The 25,038-nt window shown below is 70.2% G+C and carries 25 protein-coding genes; 15 read left to right on the top strand and 10 right to left on the bottom strand.

Annotated elements, in window-relative coordinates:
- From AC1DVI_RS26180 to AC1DVI_RS26165, 4 genes are all read left to right on the top strand, one after another.
- Positions 1-1,023 (top strand): glycosyltransferase family 4 protein (locus AC1DVI_RS26180; protein WP_476960464.1); only part of this gene is annotated, 1,023 nt, incomplete at its 5' end.
- A 41-nt stretch (positions 1,024-1,064) separates the two neighbouring features.
- The gene (locus AC1DVI_RS26175; RefSeq protein ID WP_476960463.1) at positions 1,065-2,045 is read left to right on the top strand and encodes a GGDEF domain-containing protein; all 981 of its coding nucleotides are present in this window, start codon (positions 1,065-1,067) and stop codon (positions 2,043-2,045) included.
- A gap of 31 nt (positions 2,046-2,076) precedes the next feature.
- Positions 2,077-3,366 carry a glycosyltransferase family 4 protein gene (locus tag AC1DVI_RS26170; RefSeq protein WP_476960462.1) on the top strand — a complete coding sequence of 430 codons (1,290 nt, stop codon included), beginning with the start codon at positions 2,077-2,079 and terminating at the stop codon, positions 3,364-3,366.
- The gene (locus tag AC1DVI_RS26165) at positions 3,363-3,950 is read left to right on the top strand and encodes a histidine phosphatase family protein (protein ID WP_476960461.1); all 588 of its coding nucleotides are present in this window, start codon (positions 3,363-3,365) and stop codon (positions 3,948-3,950) included. The genes AC1DVI_RS26170 and AC1DVI_RS26165 overlap by 4 nt, the downstream gene beginning before the upstream one ends.
- Before the next feature lie 16 nt (positions 3,951-3,966).
- On the opposite strand, the gene xth is transcribed toward AC1DVI_RS26165, so the two are convergent.
- Positions 3,967-4,761: an exodeoxyribonuclease III gene (gene xth, locus AC1DVI_RS26160; RefSeq protein WP_014238976.1), complete on the bottom strand. Its 795-nt coding sequence runs from the start codon at positions 4,759-4,761 to the stop codon at positions 3,967-3,969.
- A 25-nt stretch (positions 4,762-4,786) separates the two neighbouring features.
- Positions 4,787-5,470: a fumarylacetoacetate hydrolase family protein gene (locus AC1DVI_RS26155; RefSeq protein ID WP_476960460.1), complete on the bottom strand. Its 684-nt coding sequence runs from the start codon at positions 5,468-5,470 to the stop codon at positions 4,787-4,789.
- A 398-nt stretch (positions 5,471-5,868) separates the two neighbouring features.
- On the opposite strand from AC1DVI_RS26155, the gene AC1DVI_RS26150 reads away from it, so the two are divergent.
- Entirely contained in the window at positions 5,869-6,363 is a 495-nt protein-coding gene (locus AC1DVI_RS26150) for a MarR family winged helix-turn-helix transcriptional regulator (RefSeq protein ID WP_145676155.1), read from the top strand.
- Positions 6,364-6,451: 88 nt separating this feature from the next.
- Here the strand turns inward: AC1DVI_RS26150 and AC1DVI_RS26145 are convergent, their stop codons facing one another.
- Positions 6,452-7,213 carry a gamma-glutamyl-gamma-aminobutyrate hydrolase family protein gene (locus tag AC1DVI_RS26145; RefSeq protein WP_476960459.1) on the bottom strand — a complete coding sequence of 254 codons (762 nt, stop codon included), beginning with the start codon at positions 7,211-7,213 and terminating at the stop codon, positions 6,452-6,454.
- Between the two features lie 209 nt (positions 7,214-7,422).
- Between AC1DVI_RS26145 and speD the strand changes: the two genes are divergently transcribed.
- Both speD and speE read left to right on the top strand, forming a co-directional pair.
- Positions 7,423-7,932: an adenosylmethionine decarboxylase gene (gene speD / locus AC1DVI_RS26140; RefSeq protein ID WP_476960458.1), complete on the top strand. Its 510-nt coding sequence runs from the start codon at positions 7,423-7,425 to the stop codon at positions 7,930-7,932.
- Positions 7,929-8,789: a polyamine aminopropyltransferase gene (gene speE, locus AC1DVI_RS26135; RefSeq protein WP_476960457.1), complete on the top strand. Its 861-nt coding sequence runs from the start codon at positions 7,929-7,931 to the stop codon at positions 8,787-8,789. Before speD ends, speE begins: the two co-directional genes overlap by 4 nt.
- Before the next feature lie 3 nt (positions 8,790-8,792).
- Here speE and AC1DVI_RS26130 read toward each other — a convergent pair whose 3' ends face one another.
- From AC1DVI_RS26130 to AC1DVI_RS26120, 3 genes are all read right to left on the bottom strand, one after another.
- A complete protein-coding gene (locus tag AC1DVI_RS26130; protein WP_476960456.1) occupies positions 8,793-10,310 on the bottom strand; it encodes an alpha/beta hydrolase in 1,518 nt (505 codons plus the stop codon).
- Positions 10,311-10,467: 157 nt separating this feature from the next.
- Positions 10,468-11,673 (bottom strand): OpgC family protein, encoded by a 1,206-nt coding sequence (locus AC1DVI_RS26125; RefSeq protein WP_476960455.1) that lies wholly within the window; start codon positions 11,671-11,673, stop codon positions 10,468-10,470.
- A 237-nt stretch (positions 11,674-11,910) separates the two neighbouring features.
- Entirely contained in the window at positions 11,911-12,663 is a 753-nt protein-coding gene (locus AC1DVI_RS26120) for an SDR family oxidoreductase (protein WP_476960454.1), read from the bottom strand.
- A 148-nt stretch (positions 12,664-12,811) separates the two neighbouring features.
- Here AC1DVI_RS26120 and AC1DVI_RS26115 point away from each other — a divergent pair, with 148 nt between their 5' ends.
- The gene (locus AC1DVI_RS26115; protein ID WP_476960453.1) at positions 12,812-13,510 is read left to right on the top strand and encodes a TetR/AcrR family transcriptional regulator; all 699 of its coding nucleotides are present in this window, start codon (positions 12,812-12,814) and stop codon (positions 13,508-13,510) included.
- 48 nt (positions 13,511-13,558) lie between these two features.
- Here AC1DVI_RS26115 and catB read toward each other — a convergent pair whose 3' ends face one another.
- Complete coding sequence (gene catB, locus AC1DVI_RS26110) at positions 13,559-14,194, bottom strand: type B chloramphenicol O-acetyltransferase (protein WP_476960452.1); 636 nt, start codon at positions 14,192-14,194, stop codon at positions 13,559-13,561.
- 304 nt (positions 14,195-14,498) lie between these two features.
- Here catB and AC1DVI_RS26105 point away from each other — a divergent pair, with 304 nt between their 5' ends.
- The 4 genes from AC1DVI_RS26105 to AC1DVI_RS26090 all read left to right on the top strand — a co-directional run bounded on the left by AC1DVI_RS26105 (position 14,499) and on the right by AC1DVI_RS26090 (position 16,868).
- Positions 14,499-14,711, top strand: a complete 213-nt coding sequence (locus AC1DVI_RS26105) for a hypothetical protein (protein ID WP_476960451.1) — start codon at positions 14,499-14,501, stop codon at positions 14,709-14,711.
- A 394-nt stretch (positions 14,712-15,105) separates the two neighbouring features.
- Positions 15,106-15,507: a MarR family winged helix-turn-helix transcriptional regulator gene (locus AC1DVI_RS26100; protein ID WP_476960450.1), complete on the top strand. Its 402-nt coding sequence runs from the start codon at positions 15,106-15,108 to the stop codon at positions 15,505-15,507.
- Between the two features lie 99 nt (positions 15,508-15,606).
- On the top strand, positions 15,607-16,086 hold the full coding sequence (locus AC1DVI_RS26095) for a YchJ family protein (protein ID WP_476960449.1): 480 nt from the start codon (positions 15,607-15,609) through the stop codon (positions 16,084-16,086).
- 20 nt (positions 16,087-16,106) lie between these two features.
- The gene (locus AC1DVI_RS26090; protein ID WP_476960448.1) at positions 16,107-16,868 is read left to right on the top strand and encodes a YkgJ family cysteine cluster protein; all 762 of its coding nucleotides are present in this window, start codon (positions 16,107-16,109) and stop codon (positions 16,866-16,868) included.
- Positions 16,869-16,887: 19 nt separating this feature from the next.
- Here the strand turns inward: AC1DVI_RS26090 and AC1DVI_RS26085 are convergent, their stop codons facing one another.
- From AC1DVI_RS26085 to murJ, 3 genes are all read right to left on the bottom strand, one after another.
- The gene (locus AC1DVI_RS26085) at positions 16,888-17,505 is read right to left on the bottom strand and encodes a pyroglutamyl-peptidase I (RefSeq protein WP_476960447.1); all 618 of its coding nucleotides are present in this window, start codon (positions 17,503-17,505) and stop codon (positions 16,888-16,890) included.
- A gap of 201 nt (positions 17,506-17,706) precedes the next feature.
- On the bottom strand, positions 17,707-18,705 hold the full coding sequence (trpS, locus tag AC1DVI_RS26080; protein WP_476960446.1) for a tryptophan--tRNA ligase: 999 nt from the start codon (positions 18,703-18,705) through the stop codon (positions 17,707-17,709).
- Positions 18,706-18,766: 61 nt separating this feature from the next.
- A complete protein-coding gene (murJ, locus tag AC1DVI_RS26075) occupies positions 18,767-20,341 on the bottom strand; it encodes a murein biosynthesis integral membrane protein MurJ (protein WP_476960445.1) in 1,575 nt (524 codons plus the stop codon).
- A gap of 194 nt (positions 20,342-20,535) precedes the next feature.
- Here murJ and AC1DVI_RS26070 point away from each other — a divergent pair, with 194 nt between their 5' ends.
- The 3 genes from AC1DVI_RS26070 to AC1DVI_RS26060 all read left to right on the top strand — a co-directional run bounded on the left by AC1DVI_RS26070 (position 20,536) and on the right by AC1DVI_RS26060 (position 24,953).
- Positions 20,536-23,058 (top strand): ATP-binding protein, encoded by a 2,523-nt coding sequence (locus AC1DVI_RS26070; RefSeq protein WP_476960444.1) that lies wholly within the window; start codon positions 20,536-20,538, stop codon positions 23,056-23,058.
- Positions 23,059-23,240: 182 nt separating this feature from the next.
- Complete coding sequence (locus tag AC1DVI_RS26065) at positions 23,241-24,353, top strand: ABC transporter substrate-binding protein (RefSeq protein WP_476960443.1); 1,113 nt, start codon at positions 23,241-23,243, stop codon at positions 24,351-24,353.
- 198 nt (positions 24,354-24,551) lie between these two features.
- The gene (locus AC1DVI_RS26060; RefSeq protein ID WP_476960442.1) at positions 24,552-24,953 is read left to right on the top strand and encodes a hypothetical protein; all 402 of its coding nucleotides are present in this window, start codon (positions 24,552-24,554) and stop codon (positions 24,951-24,953) included.
- Positions 24,954-25,038 lie beyond the last annotated feature (85 nt).

Below are 25,038 nucleotides of genomic sequence, written 5' to 3'. Positions count from 1 at the left end.
GCGGCGCGGGCCGCCTGGCTGGCCGACCTGCGGCGCGACCCCAGCCGCAACCGCGTGCGCCGCTTCGGCCAAGCCTGTGTGCTGGCGGCGGAACTGCCGGCGGACGTCACTTGGCTGCACACCCATTTCCTGCACACCCCGGCCAGCGTGGCGCGCTACGCAGCCCTGCTGACCGGCCTGCCCTGGAGCTTTTCCGCCCACGCCAAGGACATCTGGACCTCGCCGGACTGGGACCTGCGGGACAAGCTGGCCGAGGCGCGCTGGGGCGTCACCTGCACCGCGCTCGGCCTCGCCCGTCTGCGCGCCCTGGCGCCGGAGCCGGAGCGGGTGGACCTGCTCTACCACGGTCTGGACTTCAGCCGCTTCCCCGCCCCGCCGGACGCGCGCCCGGCGCGCGACGGGTCCGACTCCGCCGACCCGGTGCGGCTGCTGTCGGTCGGTCGGGCGGTGGAGAAGAAGGGCTTCGACCTGCTGCTCGACGCGCTGGCCCGCCTGCCCGCCGGGCTGCACTGGCGCTGGACCCACATCGGCGGCGGCGACCGGCTGTCCGCGCTGAAGGCGCAGGCGGCGGCGCTGGGTCTGGAGGGGCGGATCGACTGGCAGGGGGCGAAGGCCCAGGACGCGGTGATCGCCCAGTACCGCCGCGCCGACCTGTTCGTCCTGCCCTGCCGCACCGCGCGCGACGGCGACCGCGACGGCCTGCCCAACGTGCTGATGGAGGCGCAGAGCCAGGGGTTGGCCTGCCTGTCCACCCGCGCCGCCGCGGTGGCCGAGCTGATCGAGGATGGGGCTACCGGCACGCTGGTGGACCCCGAGGATCCCGCCGCCCTGGCCGGCGCGCTCGAGTCGCTGCTCCGCGATCCGGCCCGCCGCGCGGCGCTGGGGGCGGCGGGTGCCGCGCGGGTGCGGCGGGACTTCGGCAGCGACTCGGGCATCGACCGCCTGCACGATCGTTTCACAACCGCAAATGGATGGACGTCCTTTATGCCATTTGGGGGATGCTGTGCGTTGCACGGCCGCTGACAACGGGATAGAGTGCGGCTTTGCTCCACCTTTGCGACGTCATGTCGAGTCTAGCCGCCTTTCCCGAACCGGAAATCCTTTCCTTCATCGACTTCGACGACGACAGCGATGCCGTGGCGACCAGCCACGAGCTGTCGCTGACGCGCAGCAAGCTGGGCGACATGCTCGACCTGCTGCCCGCCGGGTTGTTGATCCATCAGGAAATGGGCATCGTCTTCGCCAACCAGGAGGCGGCGCGCATCCTCGGCCAAAGCGGCGACGCCCTGGTCGGGCGCCATTTCCTGGACTTCGTCGAGGAATCGGGCATCGACGACCAGCGGGATGCCTTCCTGCGCTGCCTGCGCGAGCGGGAGCTGGTGCGGTCCCAGGACGGAGTGATGATGTCCGCCGACGGTCAGCGCACCTGTGTCCAAGTCAGCATGTCGCCTCTGCCCTGGGACGGCCTGCCGGTCATCTACGTGCTGATCAACGACGTGACGGCGCTGAAGGAGTCGGAGGAGCGGCTGCGCCGGCTTTCCATCACCGACTCGCTGACCGGCGTGTCCAACCGCCGCCACTTCGTCGAGGCGGCGGAGCAGGAGCTGGCCCGCGCCCGCCGCCACGGCCGGCCGGTCACGCTGCTGATGCTCGACCTCGACCATTTCAAGAGCATCAACGACACCCACGGCCACGCCGTGGGAGACGAGGCGCTGCGGACCTTCACCGCCGCCTGCCGCGCCCTGCTGCGCGAGAACGACCTGTTGGGTCGCACCGGCGGCGAGGAGTTTGCCATCCTGCTGCCGGAAACCGACATCGCCGGGGCGCGCATGGTGGCGGAGCGCATCCGCCGCCGCACGGCAGAACTGAAGGTATCATCGGGAGTCGAGACGGTGCGCTTCACCGTGTCGATCGGCGTGGCCTGCTGCGCCGCCGGGACGCGCGACGTGGACGCCATGCTGTCCAGCGCGGACGAGGCGCTGTACCGCGCCAAGGCCGCCGGACGGAACCGCGTGATCTGCGCGCGGGAACCGACCCCGTTCTGAGCGTCCTTTTCTTCACGACACCGGGGCCGCGATGCGCATCGCCTTCTACGCCCCACTGAAATCGCCGACCCACCCGGTGCCTTCGGGCGACCGGCGCATGGCCCGGCTGCTGATGGCCGCCTTGGAGGGGGCCGGGCACGCGGTGACCCTGGCCAGCACCCTGCGCAGCTGGGACGACGGGCGCCGTCCGGGCCGGGCGGAGCGTCTGGCCGCGCTGGGGGGGCGCTGCGCCGACCGCCTGACGGCGCGCTGGCGGGACGATCCGCCGGACCTCTGGTTCACCTACCACCTGTACCACAAGGCGCCGGACTGGATCGGACCGGCGGTCAGCCGCCGCTTCGGCATCCCCTATGTGGTGGCGGAAGCGTCCTTCGCGGCCAAGCGGGCCACCGGTCCCTTCGCCGCCGGCCACCGGGCCGCGGAGGCGGCGATCCGGCAAGCCGTCGTCGTCGTCAACCTCGCCGGCCACGACGCCGAAGGGGTCTTGCCGCTGCTCCAGTCGCCGGACCGGCTGGCGCGGCTGCGGCCCTTCCTCGACACGCGCCCCTTCGCGGCGGCGGCCATGGAGCGCGCCCGGCACCGCGCGGCGCTGGCGGAGCGTTACGGCCTGAACCCGGACGTTCCCTGGCTGCTGGCGGTCGGCATGATGCGCGGCGGCGACAAGGAGCGTTCGTACGAGATTTTGGCCGAAGCCCTCTCTCGCTGCGAAGCCTCTTCTCCCTCCCCTGCGAAGCGGGGGRGGGCCGGGGTGGGGGCAAGTACCTTGCCTCCCCACCACCTCCTCATCGCCGGCGACGGCCCCGCTCGCCCCCGGATCAAGGCGATGTTCAGGGGAGGCCCACCTGCCCCCACCCCAACCCTCCCCCGCTCTCGGCGGACCGTCGGTCCGCCTGCCGCGTCAGCGCAAACCTCTGGTTTGCGCGAGAGCTGGGCGGGAGAGGGAGTTGTGTTCCTCGGCCAGCAGAGTTCGGACGCCCTCGCCGCCCTCTACGCCGCCGCCGACCTGATGGTCTGGCCGGCGGTGAACGAGGCCTACGGCATGGCCCTGCTGGAGGCTCAGGCCGCCGGGCTGCCGGTGGTGGCGGGGCGCACCGGAGGGGTGCCGGACGTGGTGCGCGACGGGGTGACCGGCCTGTTGCCGCCGGTGGGCGATGCGGAGGCCTTCGCCGCCGCCGCCCGGGCGCTGCTCGACGACCCGGAAAAACGTCGCCGCTTCGGCGAGGCCGCGCGTCGCATCGCCGCCGCGGAGCACGATCTGAGCAACGCGGTGGCGGTTCTGGACGGAGTCGTCCGGCGCGCCGCGCGGAAAGGGAGCCCATGACCGATCTCATCATCCTGCGCCACGGGCCGACCGCGTGGAACGCCGCGCACCGTCTCCAGGGCGGCATCGACGAGCCGCTGTCCGACGAGGGCCGCGCCCGAGTCGCCACCTGGAGGCTGCCGCCGGACGTTCTGGGCTACCGCTGGGTCGCCAGCCCGAAGCGGCGGGCCTGGGAGACCGCACGGCTGCTCGGCCTCGACCCGGCGCCGGAACCGCGTCTGGTCGAGATGGGCTGGGGGGCGTGGGAAGGCCGCCTGCTGGAGGAGTTGCGGGCGAGCGGCGCCCTGACCGCGGACCGCGAGCGGATGGGCCTCGACTTCCGGGCGCCGGGCGGGGAGAGCCCGCGCGACGTGCAGACGCGGCTGATTCCCTGGCTGGCCGAGGTGGGCGCCGGGGGCGTGCCGACCGGGGCGGTGGCCCACAACGGGGTGATGCGGGCGCTCTACGCGCTGGCCACCGGCTGGGACATGGTGGGCAAGCCGGCCCACCGCCTGACCGACGGCTGTGCCCACCGCTTCCGGGTTGCGGAGGACGGGACGCCGTCGGTCGTGGCGATGAACGTGCCGCTGGTCGCGGAGGGTTAGCCGATCACACGGCGGATCACACGGCGAGATCGACCATCACCGGCACATGGTCGGACGGCTTCGGCTCCCAGCCGCGGGCCTCGCGCAGGACGCGGTGGCCGGTCAGCGCGTCCTTCAGCGGCGGGGTCACCCAGATGTGGTCCAGCCGCCGGCCGCGGTCGGAGGCCGCCCAGTCCTTCGCGCGGTAGCTCCACCAGGTGTAGAGCTTTTCCGTGGGCGGAACGAAATGGCGCAGCGCGTCGACCCAGCCGATGGACGCCTGCATCGCCGTCAGCTTCGCCACCTCCACCGGGGTGTGCGAGACGATCTTCAGAAGCTCCTTGTGGCTCCAGACGTCGTTCTCCAGCGGCGCGATGTTCAGGTCGCCGACCATGACCATGCGGCGGTCCGGGCTGCGCCGGGTCGTCCACCATTCGGTCATTTCGTCCACGAACTGGAGCTTGTGAGCGAACTTGTCGTTCTGTTCCGGGTCCGGAATGTCCCCGCCCGCCGGGATGTAGACGCTGTGCAGCTCGATCCCGCCGGGCAGTTCGGCGAAGACGTGGCGGCAGTCCTGCTTGCCGCACCAGTGCTGCACGTCGCGCGACGCGAAGGGCAGCTTCGACAGGATGGCGACGCCGTTGTAGCTCTTCATCCCGTGGATGTGAGCGTGGACGTAGCCCTTCTCGGCCAGCGGGGCCATGGGGAAGTCGGTGTCGACGACCTTGGTCTCCTGCAGGCAGATGACGTCCGGCTGCGCCTCGTCGATGAGGCGCAGCAGCAGGTCCATCCGCATGCGGACGGAGTTGATGTTCCAGGTGGCAATGCGCATCGTCCAGTGATCCGTATTGCCGATGTCAGACGATGGTGACGGCGATGGAGCCGACGCCCTCGACCGCGCCCTCCAGCCGGTCGCCGGCGACCACCGGGCCGACGCCCTCCGGCGTGCCGGTGTAGATCAGGTCGCCCGGCTGCAGCTCGACCAGACCCGACAGGTAGGAAATCGTTTCGGACACGGACCAGATCAGGTCGGCCAGGTCGCCCTTCTGGCGCAGTTCGCCGTTGACCGACAGCGTCACCGATCCCGTGTCGGGGTGCCCGATGTCGGCGGCGCGGCGCAGCGGGCCGCAGGGGGCCGACTGGTCGAAGCCCTTGCCCATGTCCCAGGGCTTGCCTTCCTTCTTCGCCGCGTTCTGCAGGTCGCGGCGGGTCATGTCCAGCCCCACGCCATAGCCGTAGACATGGTCCAGCGCGCGCTCGACCGGGATGTTGCGCCCGCCCGTGCCGATGGCCACGACCAGCTCGATCTCATGGTGCAGGTTGGCGGTCCGGGGCGGGTAGGGGATGGCGGTGCCGTCGGCGACGATGGCGTCGGCGGGCTTCATGAAGAAGAACGGCGGCTCGCGGTCCGGATCGGCGCCCATCTCGCGCGCGTGGGCGGCGTAGTTGCGGCCGACGCAGTAGATGCGGCGGACCGGGAACGGATCGCCGCCGGCGACCGGAACGGTGGGCTGGGGCCACAGGGGAATGGCGTAGGCCATGGCGCGCCTTTCTTTTCGGATGGGGTACGGTTCGGGCACCCACCCTACCGGAAAGACCACCAGAAAAAAGCCCCAGCCGTCGGGCCGGGGCTTTGGCGCGAAGACGCCCGGCCTGGGGGGGACCGGGCGTCGGAAGCTCCTTTTTCGGAACCCGTCTGCGGCAGGGGAATGAACCGTCGGCGGGCAACCGCGCCGGCATGCCTGTTTCCGGGGGGCCGGGGTCAGGAGCGCGATTGCTTCATAGGGCTAGAGGTGGAGCCGCTTCCGGGTGGAACCAATGCGTAACAGGAATGGGTGCTATGCATACGAGGCGGATTGTGTGGTTCTTGCTGACAAAATCGGCACCTGCCTGCATTTTACACGACCAATAGACTAGTCAATAAACGACGGCTTTCACGTTGACCGACATCGACCGCCCCACCCCCTCGGACCGGCGCACCCGCCAGCGTCCGAGCAAGTCCGGAAAGATGGCCCTCGGCCCTCTGCCGGAGCTCGTCGGCTACAATCTGCGCAAGGCGCAGGTGGCCGTGTTCCAGAGCTTCCAGAACGCCGTGGCGCCCCACGACATGACGCCGGGGCAATTCGGCGTCCTGATCATGATCAAGGAGAACGAGGGCTTGTCGCAGTCCGACCTGGGCTCGGCGGTGGGCATCGACCGTTCGACCATGGTCGCGGTCATCGACCGGCTCGAGTCGCGCGGTCTGGTCATCCGGGCGCCCTCGCCCAACGACCGCCGCTCCTACGCGCTCCGCCTGTCCCCGGAAGGGGAGAAGCTGCTGGACGAGCTGATTCCGCGCATCCAGGCCCATGACAAGGCCATGGTGAAGGATCTCTCGGCCGAGGAGCAGGCGCAGCTCATCGACTTCCTCCGCCGCATCTCGCGGGCCGGCTGAAGCCGTTGGGGTAAGGGCGGTGTGCCCAATTCCTGGGCACGCGGCACCCGCCGATTGTTGATGTAATCTATTGTCCTGAAACCATCTTTCAGGAAAGGCGCCGCCGCGCCCGGTCGGCGGCGGCGCTTCCGAAGGCGCGCAGGATCGCCGCCGACAGCGGGTTCTCCCAGAACCGCCATTCCGGGTGCCACTGCACGGCCAAGGCGAAGGCCGGCGCCCCGGCCACCCGCACCGCCTCGACCAGCCCGTCCTCGGCCATCGCCTCCACGATCAGCCCGTCGGCCAGCCGGTCGATGCCCTGCCCGTGCAGGGAGTTGACGGTCACCGCCGCCTCGCCGCCGGCCAGCCTTTCCAGCACGCCGCCGGGGGTCAGCCTCACGCTGTGCGACGGCCCGTACTGCACGGCCAGCGGCGCCTCCTTGTCCTCCCGGTGGTTGGAATAGCCCGGCACCTCGTGCACCCGCTGGTGCAGCGTGCCGCCCAGCGCCACGTTCAGCTCCTGGAATCCACGGCAGATGCCGAGAAGCGGCACGCCCATCTCCAGCGCGGCGCGGATCAGCGGCAGGGTGGTGTCGTCGCGCTCCGGGTCGTGCAGGGTGCCCGGCTCGCTGGGCGACCCGCCGTAGCGGTGCGGCTCGACGTTCGACGGGCTTCCGGTGACCAGCAACCCGTCGAGCCGACCCGCCACCTCGTCCATGTCCAGCGCCGTCCCCAGCGCCGGGATCAGCAGCGGCATGCCGCCGGCCCCATCCGACACCGCGCGGACATACTTGTCGCCGACGACGTGGAAGGGATGCTCGCCCATCATGCGGGCGCAGGCGGGAACGCCGATCAGCGGTTTGCGGTTCATAGCAATGAACTCCAGAAGGACCCTCCGAACCGCTCCGGACGGCGGCGGACACGCGATTATGCGCCCGCACCGCGCACCGCGCCAGAGCGCCGCGACAAAGCACAAAGGGCAGAGCTGGACAGAATTGTGTTGATTCGCATGCGAATTTGTCCCATATGCCCCCCTCCTCCGCGCCATTTGCGCGGAACATCTGCTGATGGGGGAGAACGATGGCGAAGACCGCTTCTCTCTTCCAATTGGGGATGGACTTGGGAAGCGATCCAAGGAAAGCCCAAACGGAAGGTCAAATCTCCAGCCGGACCAACGTCACTTCTGGTCCCTGGAAGGAATACCAAGACGATCGCAAGGACCATTTCGTCGTCCGCGATGGCAAGGTCTGCGCCGGCACCCACCTGATCGTCGATCTGTGGGGTGCCGAACGTCTGGACGAGCTGGACCATGTCCGTTCCACGCTGATCGAGTCCGTGGAGGTGGCTGGGGCGACGCTCCTGCACATCCACCTTCACCATTTCACGCCGAACGGCGGCATCTCCGGCGTGGCGGTGCTCGCCGAGTCGCACATCAGCATCCACACCTGGCCGGAACGCGGCTACGCCGCGCTGGACATCTTCATGTGCGGCGACGCCCAGCCCATGAAGGCCATCCCGGTGCTGGAACGCGCGTTCAAGCCCACCGGCGTGAAGTGCGACGAGTTGCTGCGCGGCGAAACCGGGTCATGAGCGACTCCGGCTCCGGCTGGTACGACGAGACGCTGCACAAGGACGTGGCCCAGCGCCTGCGCATGGGCCGCGTCCTGCACCGCGACCGCACCGGCCTCCAGGATCTGGTGATCTTCGAGAACCCGGTCCTGGGCCGCGTGATGGCGCTCGACGGCGTCGTCCAGACCACCGAAGGCGACGAGTTTGTCTATCACGAGATGCTGACCCATGTGCCGATCCTGGCGCATGGGCGGGTCCGCCGCGTGCTGATCGTCGGCGGCGGCGACGGCGGGATGCTGCGCCGCTGCCTGGAGCACAAGGCGGTGGAGCGGGTGACGATGGTGGAGATCGACCGCTCGGTGGTCGATCTGTCCATCGCCCATCTGCCGTCGATCAGCGCCGGCGCCTTCGACGATCCGCGCGCCGATCTGGTGATCGCCGACGGCTGTGCCTTCGTCAAGGAGACGGCGGAGCGGTTCGACGTCATCATCGTCGATTCCACCGACCCCCACGGGCCGGGCGCCGTCCTCTTCACCGAGGAGTTCTACGCCGACTGCAAGGCGCGGCTGACCCCCGGCGGCGTGCTGGTCACCCAGAACGGCGTGCCCTTCCTCCAGCCGGGCGAGCTGAAGGACAGCCACCGGCGGCTGGGCCGGCTGTTCGACGACGCCGGTTTCTTCGTGGCGCCAGTGCCCAGCTACTACGGGGGCTTCATGGCCTTCGGCTGGGCCACCGAGGACGCGGCGCTGCGCCGCCAGACGGCGGAGGCGATCCGCCCGCGCTTCGCCGCGGCGGGGCTGAGCACCCGCTACTACACGCCCGACATCCACGTCGCCAGCTTCGCCCTTCCGGCCTTCATGCTGGACGCGCTGAAGTAGGGTTTAGGGTGGCTGGAACCCCGGCGGCTKGGCCGCCGCCGGGCAGGCGTTGGCGGGCAGGGCTTCCGAATCCACGAACTGTGTGGCGACGGCGACGGCGCAGTCGTCCGACGCGGTGACCAGATGCCCGGCGCTGCGGAAGACGAGATGCCGGCTTTTCGGCAGGGTCGCCGCGGCGCGCTCCGCCCACTCCGGCGGGGTCAGCGGGTCGTAGGCGCCGGACAGCAGCAACACCGGCACCGCGCTGGCCACCGGCAGCCGCTCCGACGCCTCCTGGGCGGCGGCGGGCCACTGGGCGCAGACGCGCCGGCCGGGATCGTCGGCGGTGACGGCGCCGTAGGGGGCGAAGCGGCGGGCGGCGTCGGCCAGCCGCAGCGGGTCGGCGGGGTTCACCGTCTCCCGGCATTCGATGGAAAAGGCCATGCCCTCCGCCGAGTCGGGGTCGCCCAGCCAGGGGGCGGGCACCCAGTCGGACAGGCGGTCGTAGCGGCCACGCCACGCCCGTTCGATCAGGGCGGGCAGGCGGGGCACGCTCTCGCCCTCGGCCATCGCCTCCAGCAGGGCGGACAGGGCGGCGGCGCTGTCCAGCCGCGTCCAGCGCGGGATCTCCGGATCGCCCACCGGCACGTCCACCGGGGCCTTGCCCAGCCGCTCCACCAGCTCCAGCAGATGGCGCTCCAGGTCCGGATAGGCGGCGCGGCACACGCGGTTGGCCGCGCAATCGTCGAACAGCCGCCTGAACGCCCGGTGCGCCAGCCAGGGCGCCTCCTCCGTCGCGTTGACGTCGGGCGGGTAGATGGAATCGAGCACCGCCGCACGCACCCGCCCGCCGTGGCGCCGCAGGATCTCCAGCGCCACCCGCGTGCCGTAGGACACGGCGAACAGGTTGACCCGCTGCGCGCCCAGCGCCGCGGCGACGTCCATGGCGTCGTCGGCGGCGATGGGGGTGGTGAACATGGCGCCGTCCAGCCCGGCGGCGGTGAAGCGGTCGCGGCAGGCGGCGATGGCGGTGCGCTCCAGCGCGGCGCGGCGGTCCCGCGACACCGGGCGCAGGCGGGGCGATGCGCCGAGTACGTCCAGCTCCGGGCAGTCGGTGTCCGGCTCGGCCCGCCCGGCGCCGCGCGGGTCGAACAGCACGACGTGGCGCGACCGGCGGAACCCGGCGGTCAGCGACCACCACACCTCCATCCGCTCCTCCACCGCCTCGCCGCTGCCGAAGGGCGAGGCGCCGGGGCCGCCCTCCAGAAACAGGACGGGGTCGGGGGACGGCTGCTTGGCGGTGGAGAGCAGGACGACGACCGGCAGGCGGAAGGCCCGCGTCGCCGGCCGGTCGCGCCGGTCGGGCACACCGACGGTCCCGCACAGCGCGGCCTCGCCCTCCGGCACGGAGAACCAGCAGGGGCCGGGCACGAAGCGGGGGTCGGCCTTGGCCGGCGCCGGGGCCAGCCAGGGCGCCAGCGCCACCGCCAGCAGGGCGGCGGCCAGTGTTCCGAACCACCGATGTTGGGCGCGTCTCGTCACGCGGGTCGATCGTCCTCAAGCAGCGCAAGGGCGGGCGGGGATCGGCCGGGCGATGGCCCTTCCACCGGTCCCACCACTTTTGATGCTTTCTCTTTGACCCAGCGGGGCGGGCTTGTCCAGGACAAGACGGGTCCTGTCCGTCCGCGCCCTCGCACCCTCAGCCTCGGGACGAGCCCATCCGGACGGCGCCCCGCTCCGCCGGCCTGGCGCGGCTCCGCTCGCGCCACAGGGCGGGGATGGCGAGGCTGGCGAGGCTGGCGAGCAGCAGGACAGCCTTGGTGAGCTGGTTGAACGGGCCGCCGAACAGGTCGATCAGCAGGATCGCGTAGGCGACCAGCACATGGAACAGGTAGACCTGCAACGAGTGCCGCCCCAGCAGCCGGAGGAAGGGCAGGCTGAACAGCGCGGTGAGCAGCCGGGCGGTGACGGCGGCGACCGGGTGGGACGACCGCGGCCCGGCGATGAGCAGCCAGGACACGGCATAGGCCAGCGCCGCGAAGTTCGCCAGGTAGACGAGGCTGAACTCGGTGCGATCGACGTAGCGCAGGAAACGCTCGCCGACGGCCGGGCCGACCAGCTCATGGACGAAGGACAGGTGCCAGGCCGCGCAGACCACCACGGTGACCAGCGCCGGCACCAGCCAGGGCGGCCGCTCGACCGGGAACCAGCGCTCGGTGTCGAAACGGCCGCGCTGCACCGCGCTGCCGATCAGCAGACCCGCGACGTAGAGCACCTGCCAGGCGAGCGGGTTGAACGGCCCGCGCACCGCCAGCCCGTCGCTGAGCCGCCCCAGGCCAGCGTCGAGCGCGGTCAGCACCGGGACGTGCAGGCCCATCTGCACGGCGGCCCACAGCGCGGCGCTGCCCAGCGCGACCTTGCGGGCGTGGCCGTCGAGGATCAGGCGGAGCAGCAGCGGCGTCGCCGCGAGGTAGAGGATGTACTGGATCAGCAGATCCGTGAAGGTCGGCGAATGCAGCAGGAGCGCGCTCGCCAGCAGGGTGCCGGGCTCCAGCCAGGCCAGATGCCCGAGGAAGCCGCCCAGCGGCTCCCGCGCGCCGGGGACCAGCACCACCATGGCGGTGACCAGCGCGATCACCAGCATGGTCGAGACGTACAGCTCGCGGGCGCGGGCGAACAGGCGTCGCCGGGCCGCCTCGGGGGAGCGCTGGGTCCAGACGCGGGTGTAGTACATGCCGGCGACGATGCCCGACAGCAGCACGAAGCCCTGGGCGTCCTGCACATAACCGAGTTCGGCGTGGTTGACCTTGGCGAGCAGCACGCCGCCGGCCAGCACCACATGGTTGACCATCATGAAGACGAGGAAATAACCCCGCAGCCCGTCGAGCGTCGCGGAACGGCTCATTGGGCAACACCTTGCGGCGGCGGCCGGGTGGTGGGGAAATCGGCCGTTCTCATCGGTGCGTGCCGCATCTGAGGCGTCTCCGTTGCTGGCGTCGGTGTTGGCGCTCCTCGGGTCGCCCCATATTCGTCGTTAACGGATCGTTAATCCTTGGCCGGTGCCGTCCGGGGCGCCTTCTCGAACAAAGGCTTCCCCGAACCGGTTGCGGCGTCAGGCGTTGCGGCGTCAGGCGTTGAGGCGTCAGGCGTTCAGGCCGCCGTCCACCGTCAGGGTGGCCCCGGAAATCTGCCGCGCCGCCGGGCTGGCCAGGAAGGCGACGGCCGCCGCCACATCCTCCGGCTTGCCGTAGCGGCCGAGCGGCGTCTGCGAGCGCAGGATTTCGGCATGATCGCCGTTCGCCGGATTCATGTCGGTGTCGGTCGCCCCCGGCTGGACCAGATTGACCGTGATGTCGCGCGGGCCGAGTTCGCGGGCGAGGCCGTGCGTCAGGGCGATCTGCGCCGACTTGGTCATCGAATAGACGGTGACCCCCGGAGCGGTGATGCGGTCGGCGAGGCACGACCCGATGAAGACGATGCGCCCCCCGTCCTTGAGATGCGGGATGGCCGCCTGCGCCACCAGCACCGCCGCGCGCACGTTGACGTTCAGAAGCGCGTCGATGTCGGCGAGGCTCATCTCGGCGACCATGCCCTGGCGGGCGATGCCGGCGTTGTTGACCAGGATGTCGAGGCCGCCAAGCGCCTCCACCGTCCGACCGACCAGGGCGCCCATGGCCGCCGGATCGGCGCTGTCGGCCGGGATGGCGACGGCGCGCCGGCCCTTCGCCTCGATCGCCCGGACCACCTCGGCGGCGCGCTCGGCCGACCGCTCGTAGGAGATCGCCACATCCGCGCCCTTGTCGGCGAGCGCCAGCGCGATGGCGGCGCCGATGCCCCGCGAACCGCCCGTCACCAGGGCGCGCTTGCCAACCAACTCACCACTCGGCTCAACCATGATCCAGCCTTTCTGTGTCGTTCGATACAAAAATAGCTAGAGGCGTTCGGTGCGGCGGTCAATGGTTTTTGTATTGATCGACACAAAATTAAACCGCGGCTGCCCAAGGCCATTGCCCCCACGCGGCGGCGGGATTAAATAGTGATCGATGCAGAAATCACGCCCGACCCCGCCTCCCGACGGCAGCACCGCCCAGACGGCCGGCACGCCGCCCGCTCGCGGGCGCGGACGGCCGCGCGCCTTCGACCGCGAGGCGGCCCTGACCCAGGCGACCCGCCTGTTCTGGAGCAAGGGCTACGAGGCGACCTCCATCGCCGACCTGACGGAGGCCATGGGGATCGGCTCGCCCAGCCTCTACGCCGCCTTCGGCTCCAAGGAGGCGCTCTACGTCGAGGCGGTGAATCATTACCGCAAAAGCTACGAGGGGCTGGTCTGGGGGCGCTTCTTCACCGCCGGCACCGCCCGCGAGGCGGTCATGGGCCTGCTGATGGACTCGGCCGCGGCGCTTACCGGCTGCCGTGGCGACATCCCGCGCGGCTGCATGGTGACGCTCTCGGCGGTCGGCAGCGAGGGGCACGCTGCGCTGGGCGAGGTGGTGCGCTCGGCGCGCGCCTCGGCGGTCGACATCCTGACGGAGCGCATGGCACGGGCCGTGGCCGAGGGCGAGATCCCGGCCTCGGTCGATCTCCACGCGCTCGCCCGCTTCGTGCAGACGGTGCAGGCCGGCATGTCGATCCTCGCCCGCGACGGCGCGGAGCGCGCCGAACTGGAGGCCGTGGCCGAGGTCGCGATGCTGGGCTGGGACGCCCGCGTCGGCGGCCGCCCGGCCCCCCAACCCGCCTCCTGAGCCGCTTCGCCTGTTCCGGGGTGAACAGGCGAAGCGGTCCGGTGGCCGTCAGTCGCGTTCGATCACATCGCGCCAATGGCGGTGGAGGAGCGCGACGTCGCCGCTGGTCAGGATCGGCATCGCCTCCTGCAACTGGTCATCGGACCAATCCCACCACCTCATCTCGAGCAGCAACGCGATGAGGTCGTCGTCGAAGCGCTTGCGGATCACCCGGGCGGGGTTGCCGCCCACGATCGCGTAGGGCTCGACGTCGCGCGTCACCAGCGCCCGTGTGCCGATCACGGCGCCGTCGCCGATGGTGACGCCGGGCATGATGATGGCTTCCGACCCGATCCAGACGTCGTTGCCGATCACCGTGTCGCCGGCCGGCCGATAGCCGTTCCGCGCGCCGGCGAAGGCCGGAACCTCGGGCATCCAGAAGAAGGGAAAGGTGCTGATCCAGTCGTTCCGGTGGCCTTGGTTGCCCGCCATGATGAAGGCCGCACCGGACCCGATCGAGCAGAAGCTGCCGATCACCAACCGGTCGACGCCCTCGTCCGGGAGAAGAAACCGGGCGCAGTCGTCGAAGCTGTGGCCATGATAATAGCCGGAATAATAGCTGTACCGGCCAACGACGATGTTCGGGTTGGTGACCTGCTTGTCCAGCACGATGCCCTTGAACGGGCTTTCGAAGACGTTTTCCATCAAACCACTCACGGCTTGTGAGCCGCCGATCCGGCGGCTTTCTGCCTGCGCGCGGGCGCAGACGGACACCGCGGGCTCCCCTCCGGGGCGCGCGCGTTCAGGCTCTGCGCGTCGGACGCGTCAGAGCAGGATGCCGGTGGTACTTGGGCTCGCCTTCATGACGGGACTCTATAGTGCGGGACAAGCGGATCGCCAAGGACGAAGGCGGAGCAGCCCAACCGCTTGGTCCGAAAGGCCTGATTCAGACTTGACGGAAATCATCCGATAGCGGATTAATTGCTCCTCTGCACCAAGGAGAGGAGTCATGCAGACCTTGTGGAACGCCCTGCTGCGGCAGTGGCTGGACCGCGACGGCGACGATGCCGGCGTGGAGACGCTGAGCGCCCATCTGCGGCGCGATATCGGGCTTACTGGCGGGCTGGACGGAACCGAAGCGGGCTACAGTCCGGCCCAACACATCCGGGAGCGGAACCTTTCGGATGCCCGGTCATTTTTGACGTTGCAAGCGTATCGCTGACAGGCGATACCCGATCCTGCGGTTTCCCTTCGGGGCCGCGCCTTCCTTCAACCCCTGCCTTCCTTCAACCCACGGAGACCACGATGAAAGCCATCGTACCCACCACCCCGAATCGCCGACAGGGCGATTGGACCGCCCATACCGCCCGGCGAGCTAACGGCTCCCTTCTTCAACCCAGCGCATTGGAACGCGAATTCCGGATATCGAGAGGAAGCCATGTGTGTCTTTTTGGGGTTTTGCGGTCGTTCGGTCTTCGTTGAGCACGCCCACTGGGCCTCTCCGGATCGTTTTTTCGACGCCCGGCGGGATAACGGGGAATTCGTGATATGGCTTGGACGCCTGAACATCATCTACACACCGGCCCGATGGGGTCCTCGCTCGGGGAGGGTCGCTGATGCCGGCCCATATTCGCCTTGACGAGGTTCGCCCTGACGAGGTGACCACCGTCGTCCATGTGCTCGAGGCGTTTCGCAAGCTCGATCCCGACCTGCCGATCCAGTACGCGCTGTCCTTCATGACGATCGCGCAGAACGAAGGGATTTCCATCGGCGAGCTTGCGGAACGCCTGGGCATCGCCCAATCCTCCGCGTCGCGCAACGTCGCCGCGCTCAGCCGCTGGCACAGCTTCGGGAAGGCCGGACTCGACCTCGTCCAGGCCCAGGAAGACCCGCGCGAACGCCGCCGCAAGATCGTCACGCTCACCGACACCGGCCGCGCGTTCCTTGAGCAACTGCGCGCCATCGTGAAACCGACCGTTCACACACCGTCCGAGCCGCGCCGCGCCCGTTCGGCCTGACCCGACTTCACCTCGTCCGTTGTGTTTGGCCCGCAGCGCTTGACCGGGGTGGCCCATCCTGCCACACCAGCCCCGGACCCACCGACGGACCCGCGCGCCATGACCTCCTCCGCCTGCCCCTGCTGTTCCGGCCTGTCCTTCGAGACCTGCTGCGGCCCGATCCTGGCCGGCGCGCCCGCCGCGACGGCCGAGGCGCTGATGCGGTCGCGCTACACCGCCTTCGTGCGCCACGACCTCGACCATGTGGAGCGCACCCACGCGCCGGAGATCCGCGAGGACTTCAACCGCGCCGAGGCGGAGCGGGTGGCCGACGAGTGCGACTGGCAGCGGCTCGACGTGCTGCGCGCGACGGAGGAAGGCGACGAGGGCACCGTCGAGTTCCTGATCCAGTTCCGCCGCGACGGCCAGGACATGCGTCATCACGAGCGCGCCTCCTTCCGCCGCATCGACGGCCAGTGGCTCTACAGCGCCGGCGAGGTGAATCCGAAGGGCGAGCCGCGCCGGGTCGCCAAGGTCGGCCGCAACGAGCCCTGCCCCTGCGGGTCGGGGAAGAAGTTCAAGGCCTGCTGCGGCCGCTGAGGGCCGCGGGGACCCGGACCATGGAACCGCGCTTCGCCTGCACCGCCTGCGGAAAATGCTGCCACGGGCTGCTGCCGCTGACGCTCACGGACGCGGTGGCCCACGCCGTGCGCTTTCCCCTGGCCCTGGTCTGGACAGTGGTGCGGTCGAACGCGAAATCCTACGACCTCGCCACCCGGCTGGGCACGACCGTGCGCCTGCCCAACCGCAAGACGGTGGCGGTGCTGATCCAGCCCACCGCCTATCTGCCGAACCATGTTCCCTGCCCGGCGCTCCAGCCGGACAATCTCTGCGGCATCCACGCCGACAAGCCGTCGCGCTGCCGGACCATGCCCTTCTACCCCTACCGCGAGGAGAAGGATCAGGCCGACCTGCTGGTCCCGCGCAAGGGCTGGGAGTGCGACGTCTCGGCGGAGGCGCCGGTCGTCTACCGCAACCACGCCATCCTCGATCGTACGGACTTCGACCGCGAGCGCGCCGAGCTGCTGGAACAGGCGCCGGTCATGCGGACCTACGCCGACTATGTGCTGAAATACATGCCGTGGATCGTCAACGATCTGGCGAAGATGGCGGCGGCCCCGGCGGGGGGAAAGCTGGTCACCAGCCTGTCGTCCTTCCTGACGGCGACGCGGCGGACCGACGCGCGGGAACTGGCGGCGGCCCAGGCGCCGCTGCTGCAGGCGATGGCCGAGCGCACCCGGAGCGATCCGGCGCTGGCGGATTTCCATAAGAACTACGCGGGCTGGGCGAAGGAGATGGAGCGGCTGGCGCAGCGCCCCTGAGCGCGGCGAGGCCGGCGGCTCAGGCGGCGATCCCCAACCCCTGGCGCAGCAGCCCGACCAGCACGCGCACCGCCCGCTCCTGCTGGTCCAGCGGCAGGCCGGAGCGGCCCGTCTGGCTGGTGACCTGCTCCGGCAGCGGCGGCAGGTGGATGAAGCCCATGGGAACGTCGAGGTCCGCCGTCTCGATCGCGTGGCGGGCGCGGTAGAACAGGTGGTTGCAGACGAAGCCGCCGGCGTGGTCGCTGAAGGTCACCGGCAGGCCGGCGATGGCCAGCTCGCGGACCAGCGTGGGGACCGGCAGGGTGGAGCCGTAGGCGGTCGGCCCGTCCGGCTCGATGGCGTCGTCGGTGCGCACCACGCCCGCGTTGTCGGCCTGCTCGCTCTCGTCGCGGTTCCAGGCCAGCCGCTCGATCTTGATGTATTCGGACCCGGCGGCCAGCCCGAAGCACAGGGCGGCGGCGGGCTGGTGCTCCTCGAGCAGGGCGGCGAAGGCCGCGCCGCAGGCGTCGTATTCGACCGGCAGGATCGCGGTGACGACCCCCGGCTCGCCGGCCAGCCGCTCCATGAGGAGCGCCGCCGGGTTGACGGCGTGATCCCCGAAGGGCTGGAACCCGGTGAGCAGGATGGGAGCCGTCACGGCGGACGCCTTTCGGTCGGTGGGACAGGGGCCAAAACTATCGCGTTCCAAATCCCCTCTCCCCTCTGGGGAGAGGGTTAGGGTGACGGGGGTGCGCGTGTCGGTAGCTCCGGCAGATGCACAACCCCCTCACCGGCCCTGCGGGCCACCCTCTCCCCGGAGGGGAGAGGGCTATGGAGGCTAAAACCCGATCACCTTTGCTCAAGGACGCAGAAGGCCGATGATGTCCTTCACGCCGTTCAGGTTCGTCTCGGCGATGGCCGCCGCGCGCTCGCCGCCGCGGCGCAGCAGGCGGTCGATCTCCGCCTTGTCGTCGAGAAGCTCCTTCATGCGGGTGGTCATCGGGGCCAGCTTGGCGACCGACAGATCGACCAGCGCCGCCTTGAAGCCGGAGAACTGGGCGCCCGCGAACTGCTGCACCGTCTGCTCGCGCGTCTGGTCGGACAGGGCGGCGTAGATGGTCACGAGGTTGTCGGCCTCCGGACGCTTCTCCAGGTCGGGCAGGTTGTCCGGAAGCGGCTCCGGATCGGTCTTGGCCTTGCGGACCTTCGTCGCGATGGTGTCTGCGTCATCGGTCATGTTGATGCGCGAATATTCGGACTCGTCCGACTTGCTCATCTTCTTGGTGCCGTCGCGCAGGGACATCACGCGCGTCGCCTCGCCCAGGATCTGCGGCTCGGGCAGCGGGAAGAACTCGGTGTCGTAGCGGCGGTTGAAGGCGCCGGCGATGTCGCGGGCCAGCTCCAGATGCTGCTTCTGGTCCTCGCCCACCGGGACGTGGGTGGCCTTGTAGAGCAGGATGTCGGCGGCCATCAGCACCGGGTAGGAGTAGAGGCCGAGGTTCGCCATGTCCTTCTGCTTGCCGGCCTTCTCCTTGAACTGCGTCATGCGGTTCAGCCAGCCCAGCGGCGTGTGGCAGGAGAGGATCCAGGCCAGCTCCGAATGGGCCGGGACGAAGGACTGGTTGAAGAGGATGTTCTTCTCCGGGTCGATGCCGGCGGCGATGTAGGCCGCGGTGACCTCGCGGATGTTGTTGCGCAGGACCTCCGCGTCCTGGTCGATGGTCAGCGCGTGCAGGTCGACGACGCAGAAGATGCACTCGTAGCTGTTCTGCAGCTCGACCCAGTTCCGCAGCGCCCCCAGATAGTTGCCGAGGTGAAGCTGCCGGGTCGGCTGCATGCCGGAGAAGATGCGGTTCACGGGAGGACTCTCGCTCGAAACTTCTGGAAGGCGGCTGTTATCGCCCCGGAACCGGGCGGGGTCAAGACACGGGCGGCTCCAATTCCGGAGTGTCCTTGCGCAGGAAGCCCTTCAGGTCGGCCAGATCGGTGGCCCCGGTCAGTTGCGCCAGCGTCCCGAACACCGCGACGCCGCCGCCGACCAGCAGGGCCAGGGCGCCGAAGCGGACCAGCGTGGACGCCGCCTCCAGCCCCGGCGCCAGGGCCGACGCGCCGGCCAGGAGCGCCGCCCCCATGCCCAGCGCCGCCGCGGCGATGCGCGGCGCGCGGCCGAGGAAGCGCTCGTCCAGCTGCAGGAATCCCCGGCGGCGCAGCGCCCCGGCCAGCAAGGCGAGGTTCAGCCAGGCGGTCAGCCCGGTGGCCAACGCGATCCCGACATGGCCCAGCACCGGCATCAGCGCGACGCCCAGCGCCAAGTTGGCCAGGGTCACCACCACCGCGACGCGCACCGGGGTCGCCGTGTCCTGGCGGGCGAAGAAGGCGGCGTTCAGCGCCTTGACGATCACATGGGCGGGGATGCCGACGGCGTAGGCGGCCAGCGCCCAGGCCGTCGCCTGCGCCTCCGCCGGGCCGAAGGCGCCGCGCTCGAACAGCACCGACACGATGGGCGCCCCGGCGACGCCCAGCGCCACCGCCGCCGGCAGGCCGAGCAGAAGGCTGAATTCCAGGGCGCGGCTGAGGTAATGGCGGACCATCCGCTCGTCCCCCGCCGCGGCGTGGCGGGCGAGCACGGGCAGGAGCGCGGTGCCGATGGCGATGCCGATGACGCCCAGCGGCATCTGGTTCAGCCGGTCGGCGTAATAGAGGAAGGACACCGCGCCCGACGGCAGCAGCGAGGCCAGCACGACGTTCAGGAACAGGTTGATCTGCATGACCCCGGCGCCGATGGCCCCCGGCCCGACCAGCCGGAACAGGCGGCGCATCCCCTCGGTCATCCGCGGCCACGTCAGGCGCAGCGTCACCCCCGCCGCCCGGCAGGCCCAGCCCATCCAGACCAGCTGAACCACGCCCGACAGCGTCACCGCCGCAGCCATCGCCCGTCCCGGCTCCAGCCCCAGACGCGGCGCGGTCAGCAGGGCGGCGATCAGCGTCAGATTGAAGGCGATGGGGGCGGCGGCGAAGGGGCCGAAGCGGTCCAGCGCGTTCAGCACGCCGCCCAGCAGCGCCACCAGCGAAATCAGCGTCAGATAGGGGAAGGTCAGCCGCGCCATGTCGACGGCCAGCGCGAACTTCGCCGGCTCGTCCACGAAGCCCGGCGCCAGGACGTGCATCAGCGCGGGCATCGCCAGGATGGCCAGGGCGGTGAAGGGCAGCAGCACCGTCAGCAGGACCGCCAGTGCCTGCTCGGCGAAGGCCACCGCGGCGGCGCGGCCGTTGCGCTGAAGCTCCGCCGCGAACAGCGGGACGAAGGCGACGCTGAAGGCCCCCTCCGCGAACAGGCGGCGGAAGAAGTTCGGCAGCTTCAGCGCCACGAAGAAGGCGTCGGCCACCGGCCCGGCGCCGAGCACCGCCGCGGTCAATATGTCGCGGGCGAAACCGGCCAGCCGGCTCAGCAGGGTCAGGCTGCCGACGGTGGCGATGGCGCGGGCGAAACTCATCCGGCAAAGGCCCGATTGGCCGCCCAACCCCGCGCCGATCGGTGCAAAAAACCCGCAAAAGTTTGATTATCCTCTACTTTTTGTATCATTGGTCGCTGGCTTGTCCATTGAAGGAGGAGTTCGGCTGGCGCATAATGTCCGTGAGGCAGTGTTTGAGGTCGGCAGTGCGACGATGGATCGCTTTTCCACGGGGGATGGAGGCCCGTCTCGTTCTTCCCGCCGTCGCGGTCGCCGTCGCCATCGCGGCGCTGTGGTGGACGCTGCTGACCCGCATCGACCGCGAGGAACTCTTCCTCGACCAGACGACCCGCCAGCACACGGCGGCGATGGCGCAGCTGGTCGAGGAACAGGCCATCGCCACCTTCCGCCGGCTGGACGATCTTCTGATCGACGTCGCCTCCCATGTCGAAAAGGACATTCCGCTCCTGATTCCCACCCGGCGGTCGTTCGAGGAAGGCTTGGCCGCCTCCATCCGGATTTACGATGGGAACGGCTGGCTGTCCATGGGCTTGGGACGGACCACCACCCGCAACCCCGTGCTGGAGTGGGAGGAGTTCGCCCGGCACAAGTCCGGCGTCCACCGGAAGGGGAACCAGAAGGGCTTCGTCATCGGCCTGCCCTTCGTCAGCCCGGGCACATCGGACGTGTTCATCCCGGTGTCGCGCCGGCTGGACGGGGCGGACGGGACGTTCCGCGGCGTCGCCGTGATCGACGTCCCGGCGGAGATCTTCTCCCGCTTCTACGGGCGGCTGGACCTGCCGCGCGACAGCTCGGTCGCCATCGCCCGGGCGGACGGCCCCCTGCTGGCCCGCCAAGCCCTTCAGGATCAGGTGTTCGGGCGCAGCTTCCGCAGCTCCGGTCTCTGGCCGGAGGCCGGCAGCGGAACGGTCCGGCACCATCGCGTCGTCAGCCCGGTGGACGGGGTGGAGCGCATCTACGCCTTCCGCGCCTCCGCCGATTACCCGCTCATGACGGTGGTCGGCGAGTCGGTGGAGACGGTGTTCGGCGCGTGGCGGCAGAACCGCTTCTATTCCATCATCTGGGCCGCCGCCACCACCGCGGTGATCCTGCTGTTCACCACCGCCTTCCTGGTGGAGCTTCAGCGCCGCCGCCACGGCGACCGGGCGCTGCGCATCCGCAACCGGGCGATGGAATGGAGCGGCGACGGCATCCTGATCGCCGACGCCACCCGGCCCGGCTCGCCGGTGGTCTACACCAACCCCGCCTTCGCCCGGCTGATGGGGATCGCTCCGGGCGCCGCCGACGGGCGCGCCGCGCGGGACGTGCTGGCCGGCCTGATGGGGGATGAGACGGGGCTGTGTCCGTTGTGCGACGGCGCCGAGGACGCCGGAGACATGCGCGCGGAGTTCCTGCGTCCAGGCACGGGTCTGGAAGGCGATGCGCCGGAGGTCTGGCTGGAACTGCGCGCTTCGCCGGTGCGCGGCGCCGGCGGGCGGCTGGTCAGCGTGATCGCCACCGTCCGCGACATCACCGAGCACAAGACCGCCCAGGCCGCGCTGGCCGAGGCGCGGCGGGAGGCCGACCGCGCCAACATCGGCAAGTCGAAGTTCCTGGCGGCGGCCAGCCACGACCTGCGCCAGCCCGTGCAGTCGCTGATGCTGCTGATGGAGGCGCTGTCCACCCGCGCCACCGACCCCGCCATGCGCAAGATCCTGACCACCATGGACCGCGCGCTGGGCGCCCTGAAGATGCTGCTCGACGGGCTGCTGGACGTGTCGCGGCTGGAGGCCGGGGCGGTGGAGCCGAAGCGCAGGGTGTTTCCGGTGACGGAACTGCTGGACCGCATCGCCGCCAACAGCCGCCCGGTGGCGGTGCGCAAGGGGCTGCTGCTGCACATCATGCCCTGCGGGGCCCATGTGGACAGCGACCCGATGCTGCTGGGCCGCATCCTTCAGAACCTCGTTGAAAACGCGCTGCGCTACACCAACCGCGGGCGCATCCTGGTCGGTTGCCGGCGGCGCGGCGCGGTGCTGCGGATCGAGGTGTGGGACACCGGCATCGGCATCCCGACCGACCGGCAGGAGGACATCTTCCACGAGTTCGTGCAGGTCGGGAACGCCAGCCGCGACCGCGACCAGGGGCTCGGGCTGGGGCTCGCCGTCGTGCGCCGGCTGGCCCGCATGCTCGATCACCCGGTCAGCCTGCGCTCCGAACCGGGGCGGGGATCGGTCTTCCGGGTGGAGGTGCCGCTCGCCGCTCCTCCCGCCCCGGCCGAGACGCTGCCGGGGGACTTTCCCGTGACCGCCCGCATGCGGGCCGGCGCCCGCGTGCTGGTGGTCGAGGACGACCCCATCGTCCGCGAGGGGCTGTGCGCGATGATCCGGCAATGGGGGCACGAGGCGTTTCCCACCGCCAGCTTCGGCGAGGCGGTGGAGGCGCTGCGCCGCCACCCCGATCCGGACGTGATCGTCGCCGACTACCGGCTGGGCGAGGGGCACACCGGCACCGAGACCATCCGCGAGGTGCGCCGGCGATCGAAGCGCCCGATCCCCGGCATCCTGGTGACCGGCGACACCGCCCCGGAGCGTCTGGCGGAGGCCGAGGCCGGCCAGTTCAGCATCCTGCACAAGCCCGTTCTGGCCGACGATCTGCACCGGGCCATCGCCCTGGCCCTGGCTCCGACGGCTCTGGCTCCGACGGCTCTGGCCCTGAACGAGCCGTCGCCCGGCCCCGCGCAGCGCGAACTGGTCGACTGAACCGGTACACCGCCGTCCCGAAGGCCGTGTCATGCGCCGGGCGTGCGGCAGCCTGTGCCTGTTTGCCCATTGCGCCGAACCCGTCCCTTTGCTTGTTTGCCTGTTTCGGAGGCGGCGTCCGCGGTCTCCGACCCAAAAGCGTTCGATAAAAAGAACCCGTTCCCGGAGAGAGGAATCCACCCATGATCCGTGCGAAGCTGGCTGTGACCGCCGTCGCCGTCGCCCTGGGGGCCGGCTTGTGGGCCGGGGCCGCCCAGGCCGACATCACCATCGCGCTGGCCGGTCCGATGACCGGCGCCGCCGCCGCCTATGGCGAGCAGACCCGGGCCGGCGTCGAGGCCGCCGTGGCCGACATCAACGCCAAGGGCGGGCTGCTGGGCCAGAAGCTGGTCCTGACCATCGCCGACGACGCCTGCGACGCCAAGCAGGCGGTGGCCGCCGCCAACAAGCTGGTGAGCCAGAACGTCGCCGCGGTGATCGGCCATGTCTGCTCCGGCGCCTCGATCGCCGCCTCCAACGTCTATGGCGAGGAGGGGATCGTGATGATCTCCCCCACCGCGACCAGCCCGCAGCTCACCGACCGCGGCCTGAAGAACGTCTTCCGCGTCTGCGGCCGCGACGACCAGCAGGGCGAGGTGGCGGCGAAGCTGATCGCCGACCGCTACAAGGGCAAGAAGGTCGCCATCGTCCACGACAAGCAGGCCTACGGCCAGGGCCTCGCCGACGACGTGAAGCGCCGGCTGAACGCCGCCGGCATCACCGAGGCCGCCTTCACCAGCATCACCGCCGGGGAGAAGGACTATTCCGCTCTCATCACCCGCCTGAAGTCGGACGGGGTGGACGTGCTCTATTACGGCGGCTACGACCAGGAGCTTGGTCTGATCGCCCGCCAGGCGGCCGACCAGCAGTTCCGCCCGCAAATCATCGGCGCCGACGGCATCCAGCCGCAGTCCTACTGGAACATCGCCGGCGACACGGCGGAAGGCACGCTGTTCACCTTCTCCCCCGACCCGCAGCGCAACCCCGCCGCCAAGCCGGTGGTGGAGGCCCTGCAGGCCAAGAACATCCGCACCGACGGCTTCACCCTGTTCGCCTACGCCGCGGTGCAGACCTACGCCGAGGCCGTGCAGAAGGCCAACAGCGCCAAGTCCGACGCCGTGGCGAAGGCGTTGCGCGCCGGCCCGTCCTTCGACACGGTGGTCGGTTCGCTGTCCTTCGACGACAAGGGCGACCTGAAGCAGCCGGGCTACGTGTTCTGGGCCTGGAAGAACGGCGAGAAGGTCCAGGTGGACTGAGTCCATCCGGCCGATTCCAAGGAAGAAAGGCGGGGCCGTTGTGCTCCGCCTTTCTTCTGTCTGCCTTTTTTCTGCCCGGCGGATTCGGGATGGTCGGTGATTGCCAAGGGCTGGGTGCGAACCTTTTGCCCGTTCCCGTGTTTGGGCAGAGGTAACCGAACACCGCCACGAACACCGCCATTGGGCAGGGAGGCCGCGATGCATCGCCACGCCGGACGCCGTTCGCGCAATCGCAGGACCGCCGGGATCATCCTGTGCGCCGGCCTGCTCGGCCTCGGCGCCTGCGCCGGCCTCGCTCCGCCGCGCAGCGCGGAGCCCGCCCCCGGGGCGGTGGAGGCGCTGAACGGCTTGGTGCGGGGAGCCTGCAATCGTCAGGTCGCGTCCGTGCTGGCGGGTGAGGGAATTCCGGTGGAGCAGTTCCGGGCCGCGGTCTACAGCGAATTGCGCACCGGACCGGGCGGGCGGGTGTCGCAATACGAGATCTGGCTGTATTCGCGGGACAAACCTGGCGTGCTCATCATCAATACGGACGAGACGTGCCGTCCGATGCAGATCTACGCGCGGGAAGGCGGCAGTCTGCAGGCCTTCAAGGCGGGTTAGGCAAAGCCCCGCTCGTCTGCCTGGGGAGGTGAGGCTTCGGCCCCTGGCAATCGCCGACTCCGATTCCGGAGCCGGACGGGTTGGC

The organism is Azospirillum sp. P4_B5 (genome assembly GCF_056402275.1).
Note: the sequence above shows the minus strand (reverse complement) of the source record. Positions and strands in the feature narration are given on the sequence as shown.

Bases quoted from the DNA above. Each gene is read 5' to 3' on its own strand.
- AC1DVI_RS26120 (WP_476960454.1), bottom strand. From the start codon at position 12,663: ATGGTTGAGCCGAGTGGTGAGTTGGTTGGCAAGCGCGCCCTGGTGACG.
- AC1DVI_RS26095 (WP_476960449.1), top strand. From the start codon at position 15,607: ATGACCTCCTCCGCCTGCCCCTGCTGTTCCGGCCTGTCCTTCGAGACC.
- catB (WP_476960452.1), bottom strand. From the start codon at position 14,194: ATGGAAAACGTCTTCGAAAGCCCGTTCAAGGGCATCGTGCTGGACAAG.
- AC1DVI_RS26115 (WP_476960453.1), top strand. From the start codon at position 12,812: ATGCAGAAATCACGCCCGACCCCGCCTCCCGACGGCAGCACCGCCCAG.
- speD (WP_476960458.1), top strand. From the start codon at position 7,423: ATGGCGAAGACCGCTTCTCTCTTCCAATTGGGGATGGACTTGGGAAGC.
- AC1DVI_RS26105 (WP_476960451.1), top strand. From the start codon at position 14,499: ATGCAGACCTTGTGGAACGCCCTGCTGCGGCAGTGGCTGGACCGCGAC.
- AC1DVI_RS26165 (WP_476960461.1), top strand. From the start codon at position 3,363: ATGACCGATCTCATCATCCTGCGCCACGGGCCGACCGCGTGGAACGCC.
- AC1DVI_RS26070 (WP_476960444.1), top strand. From the start codon at position 20,536: ATGGAGGCCCGTCTCGTTCTTCCCGCCGTCGCGGTCGCCGTCGCCATC.
- AC1DVI_RS26060 (WP_476960442.1), top strand. From the start codon at position 24,552: ATGCATCGCCACGCCGGACGCCGTTCGCGCAATCGCAGGACCGCCGGG.
- AC1DVI_RS26145 (WP_476960459.1), bottom strand. From the start codon at position 7,213: ATGAACCGCAAACCGCTGATCGGCGTTCCCGCCTGCGCCCGCATGATG.
- AC1DVI_RS26125 (WP_476960455.1), bottom strand. From the start codon at position 11,673: ATGAGCCGTTCCGCGACGCTCGACGGGCTGCGGGGTTATTTCCTCGTC.
- murJ (WP_476960445.1), bottom strand. From the start codon at position 20,341: ATGAGTTTCGCCCGCGCCATCGCCACCGTCGGCAGCCTGACCCTGCTG.
- AC1DVI_RS26065 (WP_476960443.1), top strand. From the start codon at position 23,241: ATGATCCGTGCGAAGCTGGCTGTGACCGCCGTCGCCGTCGCCCTGGGG.
- speE (WP_476960457.1), top strand. From the start codon at position 7,929: ATGAGCGACTCCGGCTCCGGCTGGTACGACGAGACGCTGCACAAGGAC.
- AC1DVI_RS26100 (WP_476960450.1), top strand. From the start codon at position 15,106: ATGCCGGCCCATATTCGCCTTGACGAGGTTCGCCCTGACGAGGTGACC.
- AC1DVI_RS26090 (WP_476960448.1), top strand. From the start codon at position 16,107: ATGGAACCGCGCTTCGCCTGCACCGCCTGCGGAAAATGCTGCCACGGG.
- xth (WP_014238976.1), bottom strand. From the start codon at position 4,761: ATGCGCATTGCCACCTGGAACATCAACTCCGTCCGCATGCGGATGGAC.
- AC1DVI_RS26155 (WP_476960460.1), bottom strand. From the start codon at position 5,470: ATGGCCTACGCCATTCCCCTGTGGCCCCAGCCCACCGTTCCGGTCGCC.
- AC1DVI_RS26175 (WP_476960463.1), top strand. From the start codon at position 1,065: ATGTCGAGTCTAGCCGCCTTTCCCGAACCGGAAATCCTTTCCTTCATC.